The organism is Mycoplasmopsis felis ATCC 23391, assembly GCF_000701865.1.
In the GTDB taxonomy this organism is placed as follows: Bacteria; Bacillota_I; Bacilli_A; order Mycoplasmatales; family Metamycoplasmataceae; genus Mycoplasmopsis; species Mycoplasmopsis felis.
The window spans coordinates 1-23,210 of sequence record NZ_JNKA01000016.1 but is presented as its reverse complement, the minus strand read 5'-3'; the positions used below and the strand labels follow the sequence as shown (position 1 = coordinate 23,210).

Genomic DNA, 23,210 nt, shown 5'->3' with positions numbered 1-23,210 from the left:
CATATTAAAGGTCACTTTATCTTGTGTTATTTATCTTTAGTAATAATTAAGACAATAATTCACTTATTGAATGAGTCATTTAAAAAAGATGCAGGACTTATTGATTTTAAAATAACAACTGATAACTTTATTAAAGCTATATTAACAGCTAACAAAATAGTTAAAAAGGTTGATAAGAAAATAATAGAGACATTATTTGAAACAAATGAAAACAACAAAAAAGATTTTCAGAATTATGTATTAATTAAAAAATTCACAGATTTTATACATAGTAAATTAGATATATAAAAAGACGAATTTCCCTATTTCATAGGGTTATTCGTCTTTTTATCTTAATTAACTCAGAAACTCAGGATAATTGAAAACGAGAAACATATTTGTATTTCTAATGCATAATAATTATTTCTTTAGATACTTTAATAAATATTTTTTTGTGTTTCCTTAATAAAAAAACTTTTTCTCCCTTAAAAACAGGAGAAAAATTTTTTTGTATACATTAAATTATGTTACCTTAACAAAAGGTATTGATTTTACTCACTAACTAAGCTTTCAGTATATTTACATTTAGGGAAGTTTTTACATCCTATGAATTTTTGACCTCTTTTATTATTTCTAATTAATAATATTCCTTGATCGTTAGGACAAGGTTTTTCTATTTCTGTTAATTCAAATTGAACAACTTCCAATTTACTTGAAGCATTTTTAACTACCTCTGTAAAATTGTCTCAAAAGTTTTTCATAATTACATTTTTATTTATTTCATGTTCTGCTATTTTATCTAATTGACTTTCAACTTCTGCTGTGTATTTTTCATTAAAAATATCAGGAAAAGTGTTGATTAAGTAATCATTAACTATCATTCCGAATTCTGTTGGTTTTAATACAGGTAAATTAGGTTCAACAAAAGCACGCTCTTTAATTATATTAACTGTTGAAGCAAAAGTTGAAGGTCTACCAACTTTAATTGTATCTAACATTTCAATTAAAGTACCATCATTATATCTTGGTGCTGGTTTGGTTTCATGGTCTTCGAAGTTGAATTCCTCAACATCCACTATTTGATTTAATTCATAATTAGGGTCTAAGAACTCTTCATCAAATCCTGTTACTACATAATATCCATCATAAATTACTTTAGAAAATGATTGTCTAAATTTATATTCGCCATTATTAAAAGTATATTGTTTACTTTGTCTAATAGGTTGTTTGATTAAAGACTGTAATGTATTTTCATAAATTAATTTATATACTTTATATTCTTGATCTGTCATTTCTGGATAAATAGTTCTAGCTCTTTCGGGAGTTAAACTAATATCAGTAGGTCTAATGGCTTCATGAGCATCTTGATCTCCTGAAAATCCTTTTATTTCAGAAGCGATATAATCTTGACCTCATTTATTTTTTATATATGAATGTGCTTGATCAATGAAAGTTTGTGATAATCTAGTACTATCAGTTCTTGGATAACTAATCAAACCACTTTCTCCATAACCTTCATAAAGTTTTTGAATAATAATTTGTGTAGATGAAGCACTAAAAGGACTTTTTTTGTATAAAATTGATTGCTTAAATGGTGTTTTAGCAGAAACCTTACGATTTGAAACATTAATATCAATTACATTCAAAATCTTTTGAGCATTTTCTATATCTGTTTTGACTTTATCTATTTCATTAGTAAAAATTCAATCGTTATACTCTGATTCATTTTCTGGATTAAAGTAATATGCAAGTGTAGGATTATCTTTTAATTTTGCTGATAATTTAAAATATTGTTGAGGAACAAATGCATTAATTTCCTTTTCTCTGTCAACAACTAATTTTAAAGCTATTGATTGAACTCTACCTGCTGTTGGTAAACCAGGTGAATTCTTAAATTTAGTTTTAATTAAATTAGTAACTCTAAAACCAATGATACGATCAAGCATTCTTCTTGATTGTTGAGCAGCTATTAAACCAAAATCTAATTTTGTAGCATTACTAAATGATTTTAAAATAGCATCTTTAGTAATTTCATTATATTTAATTCTTGAGTATTTATCTTCTATTTTAAAATAATTTACTAAGTGACTTCCAATTGCCTCACCTTCACGATCGGGGTCAGTAGCAATGTAGATATGTTCTGATTCTTTGATTAGACTTTTAATTTCTGTTACTAATTTTCTTTTACTTGAATCTAATGAATACTTTGGTTCTCATTTTTCAAAATCAATACCCAAACCAAATTCTCCATCAGTTTTCATTTTTAAAAAATGTCCAACAGAAGCAACCACTTGAAAATCATCACCTAGATATTTTTGTATAGTTTTTACTTTGTTAGGAGATTCCACAATAACTAAATTTTTCATTCTTTAATAATACTATAATTTTAAAAATTATTAAAATTTAATAGATACATAATGACTTAAATATTATTTTATTAAATAACTTTCCATTATATAAAAATATGTTTATAATATACAAGAGTATATTTATTAATAAGTGTACTCCTTGGCTATTAGCCCAGAAAGACCATAAGGAGAAAAATGAACAAATATGAAATTATGTTAATTGTAGACCCAAAAGCAGATATTAAAATTGCTTTTGATTTACTTTCTGATGTTTTTGGTAAAGGTGTTCAAAAAGCAGAAAAATTAGAAAGAAATGAATTAGCATACGAAATTAATAAATCAAAACATGGACAATTTGTTTTAGCTTTAGTTGAAGCTGATTCAAAAACACCAAATGAATTTACACGTCGTACAAATATTATTAAAGAAATATGAAGAACTTTAATAGTTAATTTAGATTCTGAAAAAGGATTAAACTCAACAAAATCAACTAAAAATTTTAGACCCAAAAGAACATATGTTAAAAAATCAGATTCAAAAGAAACTGAAAAAGCAAAAACAGTTTAATGTCTAGAATAATTAAGGAGTATTAATGAACAAAGTTATGTTAATTGGAAGAACAACAAATGACGTTGAATTAAATATTACTTCCAATGGTAATTCATATGTCAGAGGAACTTTAGCTGTATCACGTAGAGGTATTGCAGAAGTAACAGATTACGTTCCCTTTGTAGCATGAAATCAAAATGCACAGTTTTTAAAAAGATATGCTCCAAAAGGAACACAAATTTTAATAGAAGGTAGCATTAAAGTTGATTCATATATAGAAAAAGCAACTCAACAAAGAAGAAGATCGTTTGATGTTAATGTTGATAATATTACTATTTTAGAATCTCGTAAATCAATTCAAGATAGAATTGAAAATCGCTCTTTTGGTGAAAATGTAATTGATTCTAAAACAACATATGAAAAAAACTTTAATAATTCAAATAATATTCCTGGAAATATTCAATTTTCTAAGTCTAAAACATCTTATGATTTAGAAAAAAATGAAACTAATTCAAATCATGATTTTAGTTCACTAACTGAAGAACCAGATTTGGATAAAGATTATGATATATATGATTAATAATTAAAGGAGTAAAGATGGCATATATTAAACGTAAAAAAACTTTTTTAAATAAAAGAAAAGTTTGTTCTTTCTGCGAAGAAAATTTAAATTATGTTGATTATAAAAATGTTGAACTATTAAGTAAATATGTTTCTGCAACAGCACAAATTAAAGCAAAATCAGTTACTGGAACATGCGCAAAACACCAAAGAAAAGTAGCAAATGCAATCAAAAGAGCAAGATTTATTGCATTAATACCTTATTCAGTTGTACGTTCAAGAAACATGTCAAAATAATCATAGAGCAGTCATTGACTGCTTTTATTTATGCAAAAATGTGGAATTTTTCATGTTTTTTTTCATAACAAAAGTTAGTTTTTATTCATTTTTAAATCAATTTGGACTAATTAAATATATAATAAACTTACACAATATTTTAAACAAAGGAAAATTATGAAATTAAAAAAACTTTTATTATCATTAGCAACTATTGGAAGCATTATACCAGTAGCTACAGCAGTTTCATGTAAAGATGAAACAAAACCAGAACAACCAACAACACCACAAAAAGAAACATTAGATAAAAATCAAGTTATTTTAGACAGTGTAAGATATTTAGCTAATATCTGAAACACAGTTTCAGCAGAAAAAGATGCAATGTCTTATACATTATACAACTCTGCTAAAAAACAATTCGATACCTTAGTAAAAGGTCAACTTGAAGTTTTCGAAACTGATAAAGTAAATGTTGATGCTAACGGAAATGTAACAATTTCAAATACAACTGAAGGTAAAGCTATACCAGTTGTATTTATGGATATTGATGAAACTGTATTAAATAATTATTCTTTCCAAAACTGGTTAGTTAAAAATCACAAATATTTTAATTCTTCAATTTGAAATGAATTTGTTCAAGATAAACAAGCAAGAAAAATAGCAGGAGCATTAGAATTTATTGATTATGTTTGAAAAAATGGTGGAGTTGTAATGTATAACTCAAACAGAGAACAAGAAAATCAATTAGTTCCAACTAGAGATAATTTAGTTTCTGAAGGATTAAATGCAAACTACTTAGCTGATTGAACTTTCTGAATGCAAGGTGTTGATTTAGATAATGCAAAACCTTGAACAACAATTAAAAAAGATTCATCAAACAAAAGAGTTAAATCAGAAAAAGAAGATAGAATGAATTTAGTAAATTCTAAAAAATGAGATTTAACTACTGAAGGTAAAACTTTTGGAAACTCAGTTGCATTAAAAACAGTAATGAGAGTTGGAGATAATTTTGATGACTTTAATGATGTTTCTTCAGCACATAAAATTAATAAAGAAAGAAATAAAACATTAAATGATATTAAACAATTATTTGGTAATTTTGATACTTCTGTAAAAGGTGTTAAATACACAAAAAATGCAGATGGTTCAGTTACCAAAGAAAATGAAACATGAGCTGAATCTTATGTTTTAATAGGTGGTAATGCATCTTATGGTGGTTGAGAATCAGGTCTTGCTAAAGGATTCTATGGATTATCTACAGAAGATAAAATAAAAGCAATGGATAAAGCAATTGAAGAATTTATTTGAAAACCATCTAAACCACAATCTTAATTAATTTAATTTTATTTAATAATTAAAACATTTTAATGATATAATTAAATTACTTTATTGTATTAAGAATAAAGAGTTGTACGAAAGTACAACTCTTTCATATTTTGAAAGGAACTAATGAATTACAAAGAAATTTTAGAAAATGAATTTGGTTCTATAATTATTGATGCAAAACTTCTAAAAAATGAATTTGGAAATACTCTAGAAATAATTACAAGTTTCAATAATTTATCAGATGTAGAAAACATAAGCAAAAAAATATCAGTTTTTTTAGACAGTCAAAAATGATTTAAGGATGATTATAACTTAGAAGTTTTATCAAAAGGTCAAGATACAGCAATTAATATAGATGAAATTGAACAATATAAAGATAAAGAACTAAAAATTCAAACTATTAAAAGTTTTGAAGGTAATAATAGTTTTATAGTTAAATTTATTGAACAAAAGGATGGTTTTTTAGTCTTTAAAAGAAATAAAAAAGGACAATTTAGAAAAATTCAAATAAGTAAGGATAATATATCAAATATAGAAATTTATATTAAATTTTAGAGGAATTAAAATGTTAAACAAAGATGATTTAAATAAAATAGATAAAAAAACAAGCGAAAATAGTGATTGATATAAAGTTATTAGTGGTTTTGCATTAACTCACAGATTAGATTTTGAAGTTATTTTAAAAATTTTAGAATCAGAAACAGAAAAAGCACTTCAAAGAGATATAAATCCAGATGCAGAAGTTGTTTTTATTGCAGATCATAAAAAAGAAGTAGTTTTAACTATTATTAAAAATGGAATCGTAGTTGAAGACGAAGAAATAGAATTTGATGAAAATTCAGATGAACCTAATCCACAAAGATTAATTGATATACCTTTATCGCAAGCAAGAATAAAAAATCCAGAAATTCAAGTTGATGATTTAGCAGAAATTGAATTTGATTTTAGCTGATTAACACAAAAACATAAATCAGCTATCTTTAATGGTTTTAAATCTGAATTAAAAAGAATAGAAAAAGAAAAAGTTAAAACAATTTTTGAATCAAAAATTGGTCAAAAATTTTTCGGAAAAGTTAAAAATGTTTTACAAAGAGGTTCTTTTTCAGTTGAAATTTATGAAAACGAAAGAGAATATTTAGCTCATTTACATAGTTCAAAAGTTAATAAATCAATAGATGTACACCCTGGTTCATCAATAGAAGTAATTTTAGAATCTGTTAATCTAGATAGTTCATTACATTTATTAGAAGTTTCAATGATTGAACCTGAACAAGTTGAAAATGCATTGAAATCTGAAATTCAAGAAATTAGTGATGGAGACATTGAAATTGTAAAAATTCAACGTATTCCAGGTATAAGAACAAAAGTTGCAGTTAGACCAAATCCAAATAAATCATTTAATTTTGATATTATAGGTTCAATATTTGGTGAAAATGCGAGAAGAATTATTGCTGTATCAGAGAAAATCGGTGAAAAAATAGATATTATTAGATATTCGGATGATAAAAAAGAATATATTAAAAATGCTTTATCTCCTGCAAAGGTAGTTGATGTTGCTATACATAAAACAACTCAAAAAGCATTTGTTATAGTATCAAAAGAAAACAAAACTATAGCAATAGGTAAAAAAGGTATAAACATTGAATTAGCTTCAAAGTTAACTGGTAATAAAATTGATATTATAGATATTGAAAAAGCAATAGAAAGCAAAATACCATTTAAAGAACCTACAATTAAAAAGAACACTTTTTCATCAATTGAAAAGCCATTGTTTAATCATTCAAAACAAAATAGAAGTAAAAAATCTAAATCAAGTGAATACTTCAAAGACTTTTCAATTTCAATGGAAGAATTTGACAGAGATGTTATGGAGTTCTTTAACTCAGTTAATTCATTAGATAATCAAATTAAAGAAAATGTTGTTGAAACTAAAAAAGAAGAAAAATCTAAGAATCAAAATGTAACTTCAAATTTTGATGAACTATTCAACCAAGTTGAAGATGAATTAACATCAACTAATGTTAACAATGATCCTTATGATTTTGTTAATGATTTAAATGATTCGTTTGATATAAACTTTGCTGATGAAACAGAATTTGAAGAATATGCAGAGGATGATTCTAATAAAAAAACAAAATCAACAAAAACAGAAGTTAACAAAAAAGATAAAGTTATTTCAGAATATAAAAAGATTAAAGATTTTAAAATTGATTCAGATTTAGCTAATTATGGTTTAGATTCTAATTTAGACTTAAGTGATTTAGAAGATGAATGAGATAATTAAACAACAAAATTACAATCGTAAATGTATTGCAACAAACCAAATTACAAATATTTCAAATTTATTAAGAATTGATTACGATAAAAAAAATAATCTTATCTGCGTGGATTACGAAAAAGTTTTAAAAGGTAGGGGTTGTTATTTCATTTTAAACATAGAGAATTGAGAGAAAATTAAAAAAAATAAATTATTAAATCGTTCATTTAGAACTAATATTTCAAAAGAAATATATGAAGAAATGGATATTAAAATCAAGGAGTTCATATATGGCAAAAAAAAATCATAGAATAAGTAATGTTAAAGAAATAAAAGAACAATTACAAACAACAAAAACAGAAGTAAAAAACGGTGTTTTTATTTTCACTAGTAAAATGTCAATTGCAGATTTTTCAAAATCAACAAATATAAGTGCAAACGATATTATTAAAAAGTTTTTCTTATTAGGAAAAATGTATAACGTTAATCATATTCTTTCAGAAGAAGAAATTGCTGAATTATGCATAGAAAATGGTTTAGATTTTCAAAAAGAAACAAATGTTGACGGTTCTAATTTCTTAGATGAAGTCAATTTTGAAGATAAACCAGAAGATTTAATTACAAGAAATCCAATTATTGCAGTAATGGGACATGTTGATCACGGTAAAACTACTTTAATTGATAAAATTAGAAAATCAAACATAGTAGCTTCAGAATCAAGCGGTATTACTCAACATACCGGAGCATATGAAATTGCACATAAAAAATCACATATCACTTTTTTAGATACCCCTGGACATGAAGCATTTACTAAAATGCGTGCCAGAGGTGCTAAAGTTACAGATATCATTATTTTAGTTGTAGCTGCAGATGATGGTGTTATGCCACAAACTAAAGAAGCTATACAACATGCAAAAGCAGCTAATGTTCCTATTATTGTTTTTGTAAATAAAATGGATAAACCTAATAAAGATTTAGATAGATTAAAAGGTGAATTAGCAGAAAATGAAGTTGTTATAAGCGAATATGGTGGAGATGTACAAATCGTATACGGTTCAGCTATAAATGGAGAAGGTCTTACAGAATTATTCGATGAAATTACATTACTAGCAGAAGTCATGGATTTAAAAGCAAATCCAAAAAGATATCCAATAGGAACTGTTATAGAATCTAGAGTCGATAAAGGAGCGGGTGCTGTATCAACTATAGTAATTGAAAATGGTACTTTATATAAAGGAGATTTTATAGTTGCAGGGTCTAGATATGGAAGAATTAGAAGTTTAACAGATTCACAAGGTAATCCACTAGAAAAAGTTTTACCAGGACAACCAGGGATAATAACAGGATTAAATTATGCTCCAGATGCAGGAGACAAATTCATAGGTTTTAGTGATGAAAAGTTCGCAAAAAAACTAGCCAATGAAAAAGCATTTGCAGATAAAATGAATTTATTACATGATAAAAGTGTTGCAATGCAAAATACAGATGGTAAAAAAGTAATTAATGTAATAATAAAAAGTGATGTTCATGGAACTAGTGAAGCTATTAAAGGGCAAATTAATAGTATGGAAAATGAAGAAGCAATAGTTAAAGTTATTGCTGCTTCTGCTGGTTATGTTAATGGAAATGATTTGTTATTAGCTCAAGCTTCTAATGCCATTATATTTGTCTTTAACTTAAAAACTCCTTCTAATATGAAACAAAATGCAGCAGCACAAAATATTAGTTTAATAGAACATAATGTTATTTATAAAATTATAGAAGACTGCCAAACACTACTAGACGGACAAAAAGCACCTGTTTATGAGGAAAGAAAAATAGGAGAAGCCCATATTTTAAAAGTTTTCTTTTATTCCAAAGTAGGAAAAATAGCAGGTTGTTTACAAGATTCCGGTGTTGTTAAAGAAAAATGTAAAGTTAAAGTTTATAGAAAAAGTAAATTAATTCATGAAGGTGTTTTAGAATCCTTAAAACGTGAATTAAATGATGCAAAAGAAGTAGTTAAAGGAAAAGATTTTGGAACACATATCAAAAATTTTAATGATATAGAATTAGATGACGTATTAGAGTTTTATGAAGATGTAAGGATTAATTAATTTATGAATTCAAGAATTGAACAATTTAAAAATAGACTAATTACATATCTTGAAATTAAAGGAATGTCTAGATATGAAGAACCAGTAGCAGATGAATTAAGAAAAAACATAGACACAAAGATTTTTAATGTCTCAAGAGATAAGTTAGGTTCAATAATTTTTCATAAATCTTCTAAAAAAGTAAATGCACCAAAAGTAATGATAACTGCACATATGGATGAAGTTGGGTACTTAGTAAGATTAATTCATGATAAAGGACAATTATTATTATCTCCAGTAGGAGGGATTTGACCTTCTGTTGTAATTGGTACTAAAGCTACACTAATAGCTTCAAATAACCAAGAATTTGATGGAGTATTTGGTCATACGAGTATTCATATAATGGAATCTTCAAAAGTATCTAAAGCAATCACAAGTGATGAAATATATGCAGATTTTGGTTTTAAAAATAAACAAGATGCAATTGATAATGGTGTTGAAATAGGTGACAGAGTTTATTTATCAGGTGAAACAGTTTTCTTTAAAAATTCCGATTTAATTGGAGGAAAGGCAATGGATAATAGAGCAGGTGTTACTGTTCTAGAAACTATTGCTAATATAATTAAAGATTATGAATTGGATATTGATTTATATTTAGTAGGTACTGTTCAAGAAGAAGTTGGAACAAGAGGAGCGAGAAGTTCTGTTTCAATTATTAATCCTGATATAGCTATTGCTCTAGATACAACATCTTCACACGATACAATTGATACCATTCCTGGAACAACTCAATTATTTAAAGGTGCAGCCATTAGAGTTAAAGATGGTGGAACATTAATGGACCCTAAATTAATTAATTATTTTGAAAAAATTTCCCAAAAATACAATATACCTTCTTATAAATTTATAGCAGCAGGTGGAGGAACGGATGCAAAAGAATTACAATTTGCAAAAGGTGGAGCAAGTACAATAACAATTTCACTTCCACAAAGATATTTACATAGTCCAATTGGAGTATGTTCTATCTCAGATTTATTAGCTGCAACTGATTTATTAGTAAATTTCTTAAAAGACTTAAATAAAGAAGAATTTGATAAAATTAAATACAACTAAGGAGAAACTATGGTAGAAATGCAAACTTTATCTTTTGTTTTAATGATAATTTTTGTTTGTTTAGGAGTTGCAATAGCAGCTGGTTTAGTTACATTTTTTGTAATTAAAAGATTATTTGAAAAACAAATTAAAGAAAACCCTCCAATTACAGAAAAAGCAATTCGTGTAATGTTTAATCAAATGGGAAGAAAAGCAAGCGAAAAACAAATTAGACAAATAATGCAATCAATGCAAAATGCAGATAAAAAATAATTATAGAATTCATTATAGATATAATGAGTTTTTTATTTTATAAGGAGAAATATGTTCTTGAGATTTAAAAGATTCTTAAGAAATTCAAAATTGTGAAAGTTTTTTAACAGAATTCATTTATGGCACAAAAAAATCTCACAATTAAGGTATATACTTTTTGTTTACTTTCTAATAATTTTTGTTTTTAGTTTATTATTATGAAGTCCAATTACTCAAAATAACCCAGAACAAAATTGATACTCTTTTAAGAATTATATCAATGCCATATTTACAACAGCTAGTGCTTTTTCAGATACCGGGTTAGTTGTATATGATACATATATATATTGAAATATGTTTGGTCAAGCAATTATAGCAATTTTAATTGTTCTAGGAGGAATTGGAATTTTTGCTATCAAATTCTTTATAATAAATTATTTATTTCGAAAAAGTGTATCTACACTAACGTCAGTTCAAGTATTACAAAGTGAGCGCGGAGATAACGATATTAATTCAACTATTAAGTTAGTTACTTCATCTGTTAAGTTTTTATTATTTGTAATTCTTTTTTCTGGTTTCTTTATGTCTTTATATTTTTATTTTGCAAGCCCAAGTCAAACGTTTGGAATTTCAAAATATTTAAACAATCAATATATAAATCCACAAGGAAATTGATCTTTAGCATTTAGGTTTGGATATTTTCATACTATTTCTGCTATTAATAATGCAGGTTTTGATATTATTTCTAATCGATCTATAATGCCTTATTATCTAAATTATGGATTACAAATATGAATTATTGTTTTATTAGTTATAGGTGGTATTGGTTATCCAACTATTTATGATTTTCATAAATTCTTAAAAAGAAAGTTAAGGGGCAACAAAAAGAAATATCACTTTTCTTTGTTTTCAAAAGTTTCTATAATAACTTATATTTTAGTTTTACTTCTAGGAATGATAATAACTATAAGTCTAGAAACAACTTCTCATAGTAATTCAACCTTATGAAACAGAATTTATATTCCACAACATTTATCTAATACATATATAAAATGAGTTGAAGCATATAATAATAGTCCAGACTTATTAAATTTATTAACAGTTTCAACCAAAGAAAATTTACCATTAGAACAACAAGAATGATTCGATGTCTTAAATCAAGGAAGTATACCAGGAGAAATAAGTTCCTTAAAAGACTATATAAATCAAGGAACTATGTACGGAAGCAAGTTTGATCGAACTTTTGCTATTATATTCACTGCTTTTTCAACTAGATCTGCAGGTTTTGCAACAGTAAATGTAAGACATTTTACACATTCAAGTACATTAATTTGAATTATTATGATGTTAATAGGTGCCGCTCCTTCTTCAACTGGTGGTGGAATTAGAACTACTACATTAGCATTATTAGTAATGAGTGGGGTGTCTGTTTTATTAGGAAGAAAAAGAGTTCGTTTATTTAAAAGAGCAATTGAACCAAAAACTGTTTTTATGTCAGGTCAAGCATTTGCATTTGCTTTTGTGATTGTTATCTTTAATAGTTTTATTAGTTTTAGTTCATTTGACATCCACGGAGGAAATATACAAACTTCTTATATTACACAAAAAGCATTCGATTCTTCAAAACCTTTTTATGATACTGAACATTTAATTTTTGAAGTAGCAAGTGCTTTTGGAACAACAGGTTTAAGTACAGGTATTACTCAAGATTTAAATATTATTTCAAAATTAGGTATTATACTAACAATGTTCATAGGTCAATTTGGAGTTTCGTCAACATTACTAGTTTGAAAAAGAAAAAGAGCAAAAGATCGAAATTATGAATATATAACAGAAGACATAGCGATAGGATAAAATATGAAATACAAACATTCAGAAGAAATAGCAGTAATAGGTTTAGGTCGTTTTGGACAAGCAGTTGTTGAACAATTAATTAAACTTGGTAAGTCAATAACAATAATTGATGAAGACGAAGATAAATTAAAAATTTATGCAGATGATGTAGAAAGATTAATAGTAGGTGATGCTGCAGAAACTAAACTATTAAAATCAATAGGTATAGAAAAATTTGGAACAGTTGTTGTAGCTGTGCCTGAAAATATAGATATTATCTCAGCATTACTAGAATTAAAAGTAAAAAACATTATCGGAAGAGCAATAGATCGCAGAAGAGCAAGAATTTTAAAACAAATCGGTGTAGATGTTATTGTAAGGCCTGAGTATGAAACAGGAATTAGAACTGCATTAATAGCTGCAAATCCTAATTTCTATAGATTTAGTCAAAACCTTCAGGAATTAGGTGATGATTTTGTTTTAGGAACAACAATTGTTAAAAATAAAAATATTTGTCAAAAAGCAATTAAAGATTTAGATTTAAATAATCGAGGAATCAATATAGTTTTAATTAAAACAAATGGTAAAAATCATAGACCTGTAGGTAATTCGTTTATAAATGAAGGAGATGTAGTAACTGTTATAGGTCAAACTCATGATGTAACTTCTGCCTTTGAATGGTTTAATGATACAAGTACAAAAAACACTAATTCATAGTGTTTTTTTAACAAATTTATTTTATTAGTGGTAAAATATATATGGATAGTGGGAGGAAGTGGTAATGTATGGTAAATTTATCAGAGTGATTGATGATAAAAATAGAGTTACTTTGCCAACAGTATTCAAAGAAGCATTAGGTCAATCAATTGTTATTACGCTTGGATTTGATGGAAATGCTGAAATAAGAAGTTTTAAAGATTTTGAAAAATATAAAGAAAATATAGAAAATCAAAGTCGTTTTAAGGCAGAAACAAGACTATTAAGTAGATTTATTTTCGGTAATTCTTATGAGGTTAAAATAGATTCTGTTGGTAGGTTTAATATCCCGAAAATTATTATAGATAAACTCACTATCCAAAAAGAAATTTCTTTTATTGGAGTAGGTAATCTAGTAGAAATTTGATCTAAAGAAAGATTGGATGAATTAGATTCTAATATTTCACTAACTGATATAGTAACAATAGCTCAGAAGGTATCTTAAATTATGAATGATTTACATTATTCTGTAATGTTAAATGAAACAATAGATTCATTAAATATAAAGGTAGATGGTATTTATGTTGATTTAACCCTTGGTATGGGCGGACATTCTGAACAAATACTAAAAAGATTAAAAACTGGTCATTTATATGCCTTTGATAAAGATGATTTTGCATTAAATTATTCAAAAAATAGATTATCAAAAATATCAAATAATTTTACTTTAATCAAGAGTGATTTTAGATATTTTAAAGAAAAATTAAATAATCTTAATGTTCTTAAAGTAGATGGAATTATAGCTGATTTAGGAGTTTCTTCACCTCAATTAGATACCCCTGAAAGAGGTTTTAGTTATAATAAGGATTCAGTGCTCGATATGAGAATGGATCAAACCCAACAATTAACTGCATATGATATTGTTAATAATTACTCTGTAGAAAAATTGGTAAATATATTTAAAATGCACGCTGATGTAAAACTACCAATATTAGTTGCGAAGGCTATTGTTTTAAATAGACCGATTAATACTACATTGGAATTAGTTGACATAATCAAAAACACATATCCCTCTGCTATTTTAAGACAAAAACACCCTGCAAAAACTATTTTTCAAGCTATTAGAATAGAAGTTAATGATGAATTAAATTCTCTAAAAGAAATGCTTGATAATGCTTTGTCATTATTAAATAAAAATGGAACTTTATCAATAATTACATTTCATTCGATAGAAGATAGAATTGTATCAAGATATTTAAAAGAAATATCTAAAAGTGACATACCATCAAAAATGCCAATTCAAGATAATAAGATTTTTCTAACTAAAAAAATCCCTCCTTCAGACTTTGAAGTTAGTCAAAATCGAAGATCTAAGAGCGCAAAACTTAGAATACTAAAAAAACTATCGGAATCTTAATTAGTTTTATTTAAATTAAAATAATTAATATAACCCAAATATTATGCTTAAATAGTTTTATTTAAATTATTACTAAATCGATAATTTTCATTGGGGAATGATAAATTATAAATTTAATAATATCTTTAGTTTATTTAAAACAAAAATTTTCTGATTTTTTGAAGTATCAAAATAAAATAATAATGTAAAATTTATTCTATGAAAAAGCAATTTAAGTTATTTTTTTATAGTATTTTAACATTTGGTTTAATATGAATTAAATGAAGAAAAAAGAGTAATCAACATCAAAAAAATACAATTTATCAAATAGAAACAATGCCATTTAAAATAGAAACATTATTGAGTATTATAGGACTACAAAAAATTCAAAAAGTGGAATTAAAACCATCTAGAATCAGTATCTATATATCAGAAGTTCATAATATTAATACCTCAAAACTAGCAGAATTAAAAGGAGTTTCAGGTGTTTTTGTTCGTTCTAATTCAATATCTTTAACATTAGGTGAATATAGCACAATTGTAGCAAAAGAATTGAATGATAAATTAAAAGAAAGGTAAAAATGAATTTACAAAAATATAAAATCATTTTAGATAATCTGTTAAACATTAAAAGTGGTGAACCAGATATATTCACACACACAAATAATAAAAATCATTTTGACCTGTTTTCCATTTTAAGACAAGATGAATTCGATGAAGTAATTTATAATGAAAAGTTTGAAGTGAGTTTATTAAATGGAAACTTAACTGATTTTATTAATGAATTAAGAAAAACAAAAACAATAGAAGATTTAATATATTTAAATGACAAAATCCTCAAAGAAAAAATTTTAAAACAAAATAATATTGATACTAACAATGATTTTACAGATGAACAATTTAAATTACTTAATAAACTTGAACTTATCCAACAAAAAACAATTAATGTTTGAAAATTATTAAATGTTACTATCAATGACATTATAGATTTAAGAAATATATGACCATTACATATTGGTTTTTTATTTTTATCAGTACGTGTTGAAGAAAAAGTTGTATATGCACCATTGTTTTTTAAAGAAGCATACATAACATTTAAAAATGGTCTTCCATATTTAACGTGTGATTCAGAGATTAAAATAAATGAAAAACTAATGTTTTTTTTAAATAACAATGGTTTTTATTTAAACTTTGAAAATCTTCTTAATAATCAAATTATAAATGATGTTGTTAAAATGCTTCAAAGGGACTGGAAAAACTTATATACGTTACCAAATAACATTTATAGCAACTTTATTAATTTAAATAACGAAGAGATAAATAACTTAAATATTATTTTTCATCCTGGAGTAGTATTAGGAATTTATAATCCTTCAGGCGGTTATGCTCGTGCTAGAATGAAAGAAATAATTGAAAACAATGAATTAGATGACATTATTCAAGTCGAGTTTAATAAAACTAAATATAAAAATGCAATAGATAAATATTTATATAATCCAGAATTCTCATTATTTAACTTAACTAAATCTAATTTATCTCAAGATAAAGCAGTTATTTCTGCTTTATGTCAAAATACAATTATTCAAGGTCCACCAGGCACAGGTAAGTCTCAAACAATAGTTAATTTACTGAGTAATATTTTAATTTACGGAAAAACAGCTATAGTTGCTTCACAAAAAAAAGCGGCATTAGAAGTTATTCAAGAACGACTAGGTAAATTAAGTGCTTTTTGTTTGTTTAATTTAAATACAAAAGAAAAAAAGAAAAATTTTTATAAACCTATTAAAGAATACTTAAAAATGCTAGAACATTTTAATAGTAAAACTACTATTGAAAAATCACCATTTATTAATAAATTTGAAATTAATTATTTAAATAATATCAATAACTTTTTAGATTTAGAAGACACTGATAAAGTATTTAAGTCTTATTATTATTTATCGAAATATAAAATAGAACCAAATTATTATGAAAATGCTATTTTATTAAGTAGCATTCCGAAAGATTTAAAATTTACAACTAGTAAAATAGATTATGATACTTTAACATATGATTTGCTTAATATAAATAATACAAGGTTTAAACCTTTTTTTCCTAAGTATTGAAAAATAAGAAAGATTTCTAAAAATTTAAAGAATCATTTTGATGGTTTTTCAGGTTCATTAGCTAAAGTTGTTAAGTTATTTCAAGATGTTAATATAAAAAACACATCTAAAAATAATCCATTTATTAAGGTTAATGATTCAATTAACACTTATCAAAAAATAGATTACAATCAATTTCTAGTAAAACCAGAAATAATAGAAAAATTAGTTTGCGAAAGAATAGTAAATAAAGTAAATAATTTTTCAATAGAACAAATGAGGTTATACAAGGAATTTGCTCAAAGTGTAAGGGTTGAAAAATTTACCTCCAACAAAATTTATTAAAAAATATTCGGAAATGATCAAAAATATCTTTCCAATTTTAGTAGCAACACCTGATTCGGATTTATCAGTATGAAATAAAAATGAATTTGATTATGGGATATTAGATGAAGCGAGTCAAATATTTATAGAATATGGCTTACCTATTTTATACTTATCTAAAATTAAAGTTTTGTCAGGTGATAATGAACAAATGAAACCAACTAACTGATTTTCTAGTAGAAGTAGCGATGAAACTATTTTTGGTACTGTTGATTCATTATTAGATTATGTATCATCGTTAGGTGTTTATGAAATATTATTAGATAAAAATTACAGGTCTAATAGTGCTTCATTAATGACTTTTAGTTCAAAATATTTTTATAATTCACAATTAGATGTAGTAAACTTATGTAATAATAAAGAAAAAAAACCAATTGAAGTTATAGAAGTTCAAGGGCAATGACTAGATAATAAAAACATAATTGAGAAAGACAAAGTAATTGAAATAGTTAGTCAAAACCTAGATAAGTATAATAAAATAATTCTATTGTCTTTAAATGCAAAACAAAAAGAATATATTTTAGAAGAAATCTATAAAAATCATTTAAATTTACAGAAAGCAATTGAAAGTAAACAATTATTACTTAGAAATTTAGAAAACATACAAGGTGATGAAGCTGATTTAGTAGTAATTACTGTAGCATATGATAAATATACAAAATTCTCTAGTGCATATGTATCTAGATATGGTGGTAAAAATTCATTAAATGTAGCAATTTCTAGAGCTAAAGAAAAAATGATAGTTGTAAAAACAATTAAATCAAATGAATTAACTATATCAGACAATTCAACAGAAGATTTAAAAATCTTCAAAAAATGATTAGAGTTTTTAGAATTAGGTGAAACTGAAAAAACAGAATTATTATTAAAAAATGTAAATAATCAAAATATTAAAGAACTCAAAAAAGCAAAGAAACATATTTGATTTAAATCTTTAGTAATAGAAGAATTTAAAAAAGAAATTAATAATCCAAACATTTTTCAAATCAAAGAAGATTATAATATAGGTTCATTAAATATCGATTTAGTGATATTAAAAAATAAAACTCCTTATAAATGTATTATTTTTGATACTTTTGAATATGGAAGTACACCTATTGAAGAATATGTTACAATAAGAGACAAATATCGTTATTTGTGTGCAAAAAAATATGATACATATATCATAAATCCAATTTCTTGAGTTGAATTTCAAAATCAGATTAATAATTGATTTGAATTATCAGAAGAAGAATTAATAAAAATTCAAGAAAATACATCAAAAAATCAGTATTTATTAGAAGACAACTTCCAATATAAAGAAACTGAAAATAATAATGAGTATGTAGATAAAACTTTTATTAAAGAAAATGACAAAAGTAACTATCTATTAGATGATGTTAATATCGAAATAATAATCCCAGAAGAACAAGTAATTGATAATAAAGAAACAAAAATAAAAGAAATTGAACAATCAAACATTAATGATTTAGTTAGTGGAGAAATCAATTCAATTTTATTATCTCAAACACAAGAAATTGATTTTATTGAAATAAATCAAACAAACACAAATAAAAGTGATTTAGTTCAAAATTTTAAAGAACAACCAAATCATCAATTAGTAGATAATAAAAACGAAGAAAATTATTGATCTTCATTAAATATAGATGTTAAAAATTCTACAAAAATAAATGAAAATGAAATTTATGACGATACTTCAAATTGAATGATAACAGGGAATGAATTTGAAGAAGATTGAGAAGAAGATAAAAAGTAATAATTTTATAATTTATTAAAGGAGTAGATATGGATATATCTCAAGTGTTGTCAGTTCTTTCAAAAAATGTGAAACGATCAATAATTTTACATTTGTTTACTTGTCATGAAACTGAATGTGATGTTCAAATGTTAGTTCACTTATTAAAAGAAAAACAATCAAACGTTTCTAAACATTTAAATGATTTAAGAACTTTAAACATTGTAGATGTTAATAAAAAAGGTTTATACAATTATTATTTTTTAAATGAGGAATTTAAAGAAAAATATTTTAATTTATTAACAATAATATATCAATATCATAAACAAAATATAGATTGTGAGTGTTTAAAAGATGGACATATTAAATAAAAAAACTTCTTTATTTAAACTTTCTTATGGCTGTAGAATTTTATTTATAATAACACTTTTATTAAGTATATTTGATATTTTCTTAAGAACATACATGCCCACATTTATCCAAAAAATCATTGATTTGTTAAATTCAGAAGATTTATCAAGTAATAAATCAATGATTGAAATTGAAGTTCAAAAAAATATCTTAATTTTAATATCATTTGGTCTTCTAATAGGTATTTCAACAATAACAGGCTCTTATTTAAATGTTATTGCTAGATATAGATATGCAAAAAACTTAAGATATGCATTGTTTACTAAAGTTCAAAACTTCTCATTCCAAGATATTGATAAATATCCAACAGGAGCTATTGTAAATTATTTAAATACAGATGTAGATAATATAGCAAAAGTTTTTAGGATTTTTAGTGTACCCCTAATAAAAATGCCTGTTATGTTTCTTTCTGCTTTAATATTTGCTTTAAATCAATCTATTGAATTATCAATCATTTTTAGTGTTTCTTTACCTATTTTATTTATCTTTTTTATAATAATGTGAAAATATGGGATGCCAATTTTCTATAGAACATTTAAAAAAAGTGATGAATATAATAATAAATTACAAGAAAATTTACATTCAATTAAAGTAATTAAATCATATGTTACAGAATTAAAAGAACAAAAAAAACATGATTCCATTAATAATGAAATGGGAGAAATTTCAATAAAAGGTGAAAAGATTTTTACTTGATATCACATAGTAACTATGAATACAATTTTTATGTCCTTAATTACTTTAGTTTTAATTGGTGTTAATCAAGTATTAGAAAATAAAATTACACCAGGAACAATCGTTTCTTTTTCTACTTATATTTGGATGATAACTGGTTCTTTTATGGCTATTTTAAATATAACAAGTGAGTTATTTAGATCTGTTCCAAGTATGAAGAGATATAAACAAATAATTAATTATCAAAGTTCAATACAAGAAATTCAAAATCCTATTATCAAATCACTTGATGGTGATATAGAATTCAAAAATGTTTCTTTAAAATATGAAAATGCTCAAGAAGAAACATTGAAATATATTGATTTAACTATACCTAAAGGTAGTTCTTTAGGTATAGTAGGTAAAACCTCTTCAGGAAAAACGTCATTATTGAACTTAATCACAAGATTTTATGAAGTGTCAAATGGTGAAGTATTAATTGATAATATTAATGTTAAAGAATATTCATTAACTTCTTTAAGAAGTCAAATCTCGGGTGTTTTTCAAAATTCAGGTTTATTTACAGGTTCTATCAGAGAAAATATGTTAATTGGAAATCCTAATGCAAGTGATGAGGAAATAATAAATGTCTTAAAACAAGCAAGTATCTGAGAATTTGTTAATAATCAACCTGAAAAATTAGATTATGTTATTACTCAATCAGGAAATAATTTATCAGGTGGGCAAAAACAGAGATTTTATATAGCTAGAGCACTATTGAAAAAAGCTAAAATTTTAATTTTAGATGATGCAACTAGTGCAATAGATGCTAAAACAGAACAAGAAATAAAATTAAATTTAAATAATATTAAGGAAGTTACTAAAATAATAGTTGCTCAAAAAATAAGCTCAGTGCTAAACTGTGATCAAATTTTAGTTATTGACGAAGGAAAAATTTCAGACATAGGAACACATAGTGAATTAATGCTAAAAAATAAATATTATAGAGAAATGTATGAAATTCAAAACTCACTAGGGAGTTTAAATGAGGTATAGAAGAGATATTTATAGTTTAAAAACATCTAAAATTTCTAATAAAGATAGATTTTCAACATTTTCAAAAATAATTAATTTATTATGAAAAGATTACAAGTATAAATTATTATTCTCAGTTTTTTTGATTATTATAAGCACGGGTGGAATGTTATATAATCAAGTTTTTATAGGAAAGATAATAGTTGATAACTTTTTATCTGATTATAAAAATAAACCTTTTGATTATGAAAATTTTTATTTAGTAGTAACTTTGTCAGCATTGTGATTTTTTATCACTGTATTAGCTGGTTTTTTCTGAAAAAGAATATTGATAAAAGTAACTATTAAAACTCTAACTAAACTAAGAACTAATTTGTATATACATATCCAAAGTTTACCAATTGCTTTTTTTGATAATAATAAAAAAGGTGATTTAATGTCTCGTTTCACTTCTGATATTGAAACACTTCGTGATTTCATATCTAATTCATTACCTAGAATTATGGATACTATTATTACATTATCTGTGTCAGTGGTAGTTATGTTTATTTTAAATTGATTATTATCACTAATAATGATTATAATGATGGTTGTAATCTTACTTTTTTCTTATTTTATAGGTCAACAATCAAAAAAAGCATTTGTTTTAAGACAAAAAAATAATGGTATTTTATCTGGTTTTACTGAAGAAGCAATTTCTTCCATTAAAACTATTAAGATATTTACCCAAGAAAAGAATATGATTAATAAATATCAAAAATTAAGTAATGAGTTATATAAAAATGAACTTAAAGCAAGAGGTCTGGCAGATTTACTTTTTCCTTTTTCAATATGAATGGGTGAAATAGGTTATTTAACAGTTACTGTTTTTGGTGCTATTTTAATTATCCAAGGTAATTATGCAGGAATAGGTTTAACAATAGGTACATTAATAGCATTTACACAATTTGCAAAAAGTTTTTCTGGTCCAGTTTCTTCTATATTAGAAGTAGCTAATTCAATTATTATTGCTTTAGCTGGAGGTAAAAGAGTTTTTGACATATTACAAAATGAAAAAGAAGTAAACAATGGTTCAATAGAGTGTGTTAAAATAAAAGAAATAGAAGGTAAAATTACTGAAATACAATCAATTAATGAAGAGGATTGATATTGAGCATATAAATTTGTTGATTTTACAGGAAAAATAATTTCATATAAAAAAGTTGAAGGGAATATAGAATTTAAAAATGTTTCATTTTCATATAAAGATAAGCAAACTCTTAGTAATATTAATTTTAAATTAAAACAAGGTCAGAAGTTAGCATTAGTAGGGCCTACTGGTTCAGGAAAAACAACTATTATTAATCTATTAGTAGGATTTTATGAAATAAATGAAGGTTCTATATATATAGATGATATAGAAATAAGAACATTAAATAAAAATAGTTTGAGACAAATAATAGCGATTATCCTTCAAGATGCATCCCTGTTTAGTGATACAGTTAAAAATAATATTATTTATGGATCAACTGAATTAGTAAATGATAATTTATACAAAAACGCAATAGAATTATCTAATTTAAAAAATCACATAAATAAATTAGAGAAAAAAGAAGAAACATTTTTATCAGATAAAGGAAATCATTTATCACAAGGACAAAAACAATTATTAACTATAGCTAGAGCAACATATAAAAACTCGCCGATTTTAATTTTAGATGAAGCTACATCTAATGTTGATACAATTACTGAATTTGAAATACAAAAATCAATGGATTATATGGTACAAAATAAAACAACAATCCTTATTGCTCATAGATTAAGCACCATTAAAAATGCTGACATAATTCTTGTGATTTCAAATGGAAGAATAATTGAAACAGGAAACCATAATGATTTATTAGCATTAAAAGGATTTTATTATGAATTGTTAAATAACTCAATTAAAATAACACAATTTAATTAAAAATAAAGCAAATATTTTGAAATTTCAATAATAGGAAGTGTAGTTAATTTTGTGTAAATTCTCTTAATAGCAAATATTTAATTTAAAATATTTATATTAGGAGATTTTTTATGCAAAAGAAAAATACGTTTAATCTTGATACTGAAAAATTATATAATCAGTATAAACCAAAGACTATTGAAGACGTTCAAGAAATTCTTAAGTCTCAAACTAAAGATTTAATTGAAAAAATTTTACAAGAAGAGATGAAAAATTATCTTGGTTATGATAGATATGAACATGAAAAAGCAATTAAAGATAATTACAGAAACGGTTCATATGA

The 23,210-nt window shown here is 24.8% G+C and carries 22 protein-coding genes and 1 pseudogene; 22 read left to right on the top strand and 1 reads right to left on the bottom strand.

Going from position 1 to position 23,210, the window contains the following annotated elements; genetic code table 4:
• Positions 1–288: pseudogene (locus T405_RS02235) on the top strand (IS1634 family transposase); the annotation flags it as partial.
• A gap of 242 nt (positions 289–530) precedes the next feature.
• Here T405_RS02235 and topA read toward each other — a convergent pair.
• Positions 531–2,345: a type I DNA topoisomerase gene (gene topA / locus T405_RS02230; protein ID WP_036430655.1), complete on the bottom strand. Its 1,815-nt coding sequence runs from the start codon at positions 2,343–2,345 to the stop codon at positions 531–533.
• A 177-nt stretch (positions 2,346–2,522) separates the two neighbouring features.
• On the opposite strand from topA, the gene rpsF reads away from it, so the two are divergent.
• The 21 genes from rpsF to T405_RS02130 all read left to right on the top strand — a co-directional run.
• Complete coding sequence (gene rpsF, locus T405_RS02225; protein ID WP_036430653.1) at positions 2,523–2,894, top strand: 30S ribosomal protein S6; 372 nt, start codon at positions 2,523–2,525, stop codon at positions 2,892–2,894.
• A 25-nt stretch (positions 2,895–2,919) separates the two neighbouring features.
• Entirely contained in the window at positions 2,920–3,456 is a 537-nt protein-coding gene (locus tag T405_RS03725; protein WP_051619542.1) for a single-stranded DNA-binding protein, read from the top strand.
• 17 nt (positions 3,457–3,473) lie between these two features.
• Positions 3,474–3,734, top strand: a complete 261-nt coding sequence (gene rpsR, locus T405_RS02215) for a 30S ribosomal protein S18 (RefSeq protein ID WP_036430651.1) — start codon at positions 3,474–3,476, stop codon at positions 3,732–3,734.
• A 156-nt stretch (positions 3,735–3,890) separates the two neighbouring features.
• Entirely contained in the window at positions 3,891–5,045 is a 1,155-nt protein-coding gene (locus T405_RS02210) for an HAD family acid phosphatase (protein WP_051619541.1), read from the top strand.
• Between the two features lie 117 nt (positions 5,046–5,162).
• Positions 5,163–5,594 (top strand): ribosome assembly cofactor RimP, encoded by a 432-nt coding sequence (locus T405_RS02205; RefSeq protein WP_036430649.1) that lies wholly within the window; start codon positions 5,163–5,165, stop codon positions 5,592–5,594.
• 10 nt (positions 5,595–5,604) lie between these two features.
• On the top strand, positions 5,605–7,323 hold the full coding sequence (locus T405_RS02200) for a NusA N-terminal domain-containing protein (protein ID WP_036430647.1): 1,719 nt from the start codon (positions 5,605–5,607) through the stop codon (positions 7,321–7,323).
• Positions 7,307–7,606: a YlxR family protein gene (locus T405_RS02195; RefSeq protein ID WP_036430645.1), complete on the top strand. Its 300-nt coding sequence runs from the start codon at positions 7,307–7,309 to the stop codon at positions 7,604–7,606. The genes T405_RS02200 and T405_RS02195 overlap by 17 nt, the downstream gene beginning before the upstream one ends.
• A complete protein-coding gene (gene infB / locus T405_RS02190) occupies positions 7,587–9,392 on the top strand; it encodes a translation initiation factor IF-2 (protein ID WP_036430643.1) in 1,806 nt (601 codons plus the stop codon). The genes T405_RS02195 and infB overlap by 20 nt, the downstream gene beginning before the upstream one ends.
• Positions 9,393–9,395: 3 nt before the next feature.
• Positions 9,396–10,484: a zinc-binding metallopeptidase family protein gene (locus tag T405_RS02185; RefSeq protein ID WP_036430641.1), complete on the top strand. Its 1,089-nt coding sequence runs from the start codon at positions 9,396–9,398 to the stop codon at positions 10,482–10,484.
• Between the two features lie 9 nt (positions 10,485–10,493).
• Positions 10,494–10,736, top strand: a complete 243-nt coding sequence (locus T405_RS02180) for a YneF family protein (RefSeq protein ID WP_036430639.1) — start codon at positions 10,494–10,496, stop codon at positions 10,734–10,736.
• Between the two features lie 51 nt (positions 10,737–10,787).
• Entirely contained in the window at positions 10,788–12,569 is a 1,782-nt protein-coding gene (locus T405_RS02175) for a potassium transporter TrkG (protein WP_036430637.1), read from the top strand.
• A gap of 3 nt (positions 12,570–12,572) precedes the next feature.
• Positions 12,573–13,265, top strand: a complete 693-nt coding sequence (locus T405_RS02170) for a potassium channel family protein (RefSeq protein ID WP_036430635.1) — start codon at positions 12,573–12,575, stop codon at positions 13,263–13,265.
• 64 nt (positions 13,266–13,329) lie between these two features.
• Positions 13,330–13,749: a division/cell wall cluster transcriptional repressor MraZ gene (locus tag T405_RS02165; RefSeq protein WP_036430633.1), complete on the top strand. Its 420-nt coding sequence runs from the start codon at positions 13,330–13,332 to the stop codon at positions 13,747–13,749.
• Between the two features lie 3 nt (positions 13,750–13,752).
• Entirely contained in the window at positions 13,753–14,661 is a 909-nt protein-coding gene (gene rsmH, locus T405_RS02160; RefSeq protein ID WP_036430632.1) for a 16S rRNA (cytosine(1402)-N(4))-methyltransferase RsmH, read from the top strand.
• 198 nt (positions 14,662–14,859) lie between these two features.
• The gene (locus T405_RS02155; RefSeq protein WP_036430630.1) at positions 14,860–15,219 is read left to right on the top strand and encodes a hypothetical protein; all 360 of its coding nucleotides are present in this window, start codon (positions 14,860–14,862) and stop codon (positions 15,217–15,219) included.
• Positions 15,220–15,221: 2 nt separating this feature from the next.
• Positions 15,222–17,069, top strand: coding sequence for an AAA domain-containing protein (locus tag T405_RS03720; protein ID WP_051619540.1), 1,848 nt, complete (start codon positions 15,222–15,224; stop codon positions 17,067–17,069).
• Between the two features lie 13 nt (positions 17,070–17,082).
• Positions 17,083–18,864, top strand: a complete 1,782-nt coding sequence (locus T405_RS03715) for a DEAD/DEAH box helicase (protein ID WP_156951235.1) — start codon at positions 17,083–17,085, stop codon at positions 18,862–18,864.
• A gap of 29 nt (positions 18,865–18,893) precedes the next feature.
• Entirely contained in the window at positions 18,894–19,214 is a 321-nt protein-coding gene (locus T405_RS02145) for an ArsR/SmtB family transcription factor (RefSeq protein WP_036430628.1), read from the top strand.
• Positions 19,198–20,964, top strand: a complete 1,767-nt coding sequence (locus T405_RS02140; protein ID WP_036430626.1) for an ABC transporter ATP-binding protein — start codon at positions 19,198–19,200, stop codon at positions 20,962–20,964. Before T405_RS02145 ends, T405_RS02140 begins: the two co-directional genes overlap by 17 nt.
• A complete protein-coding gene (locus tag T405_RS02135; protein WP_051619538.1) occupies positions 20,954–22,888 on the top strand; it encodes an ABC transporter ATP-binding protein in 1,935 nt (644 codons plus the stop codon). Before T405_RS02140 ends, T405_RS02135 begins: the two co-directional genes overlap by 11 nt.
• Positions 22,889–22,998: 110 nt before the next feature.
• The coding region (locus T405_RS02130; protein ID WP_036430659.1) for a transposase at positions 22,999–23,210 on the top strand (212 nt) is incomplete at its 3' end.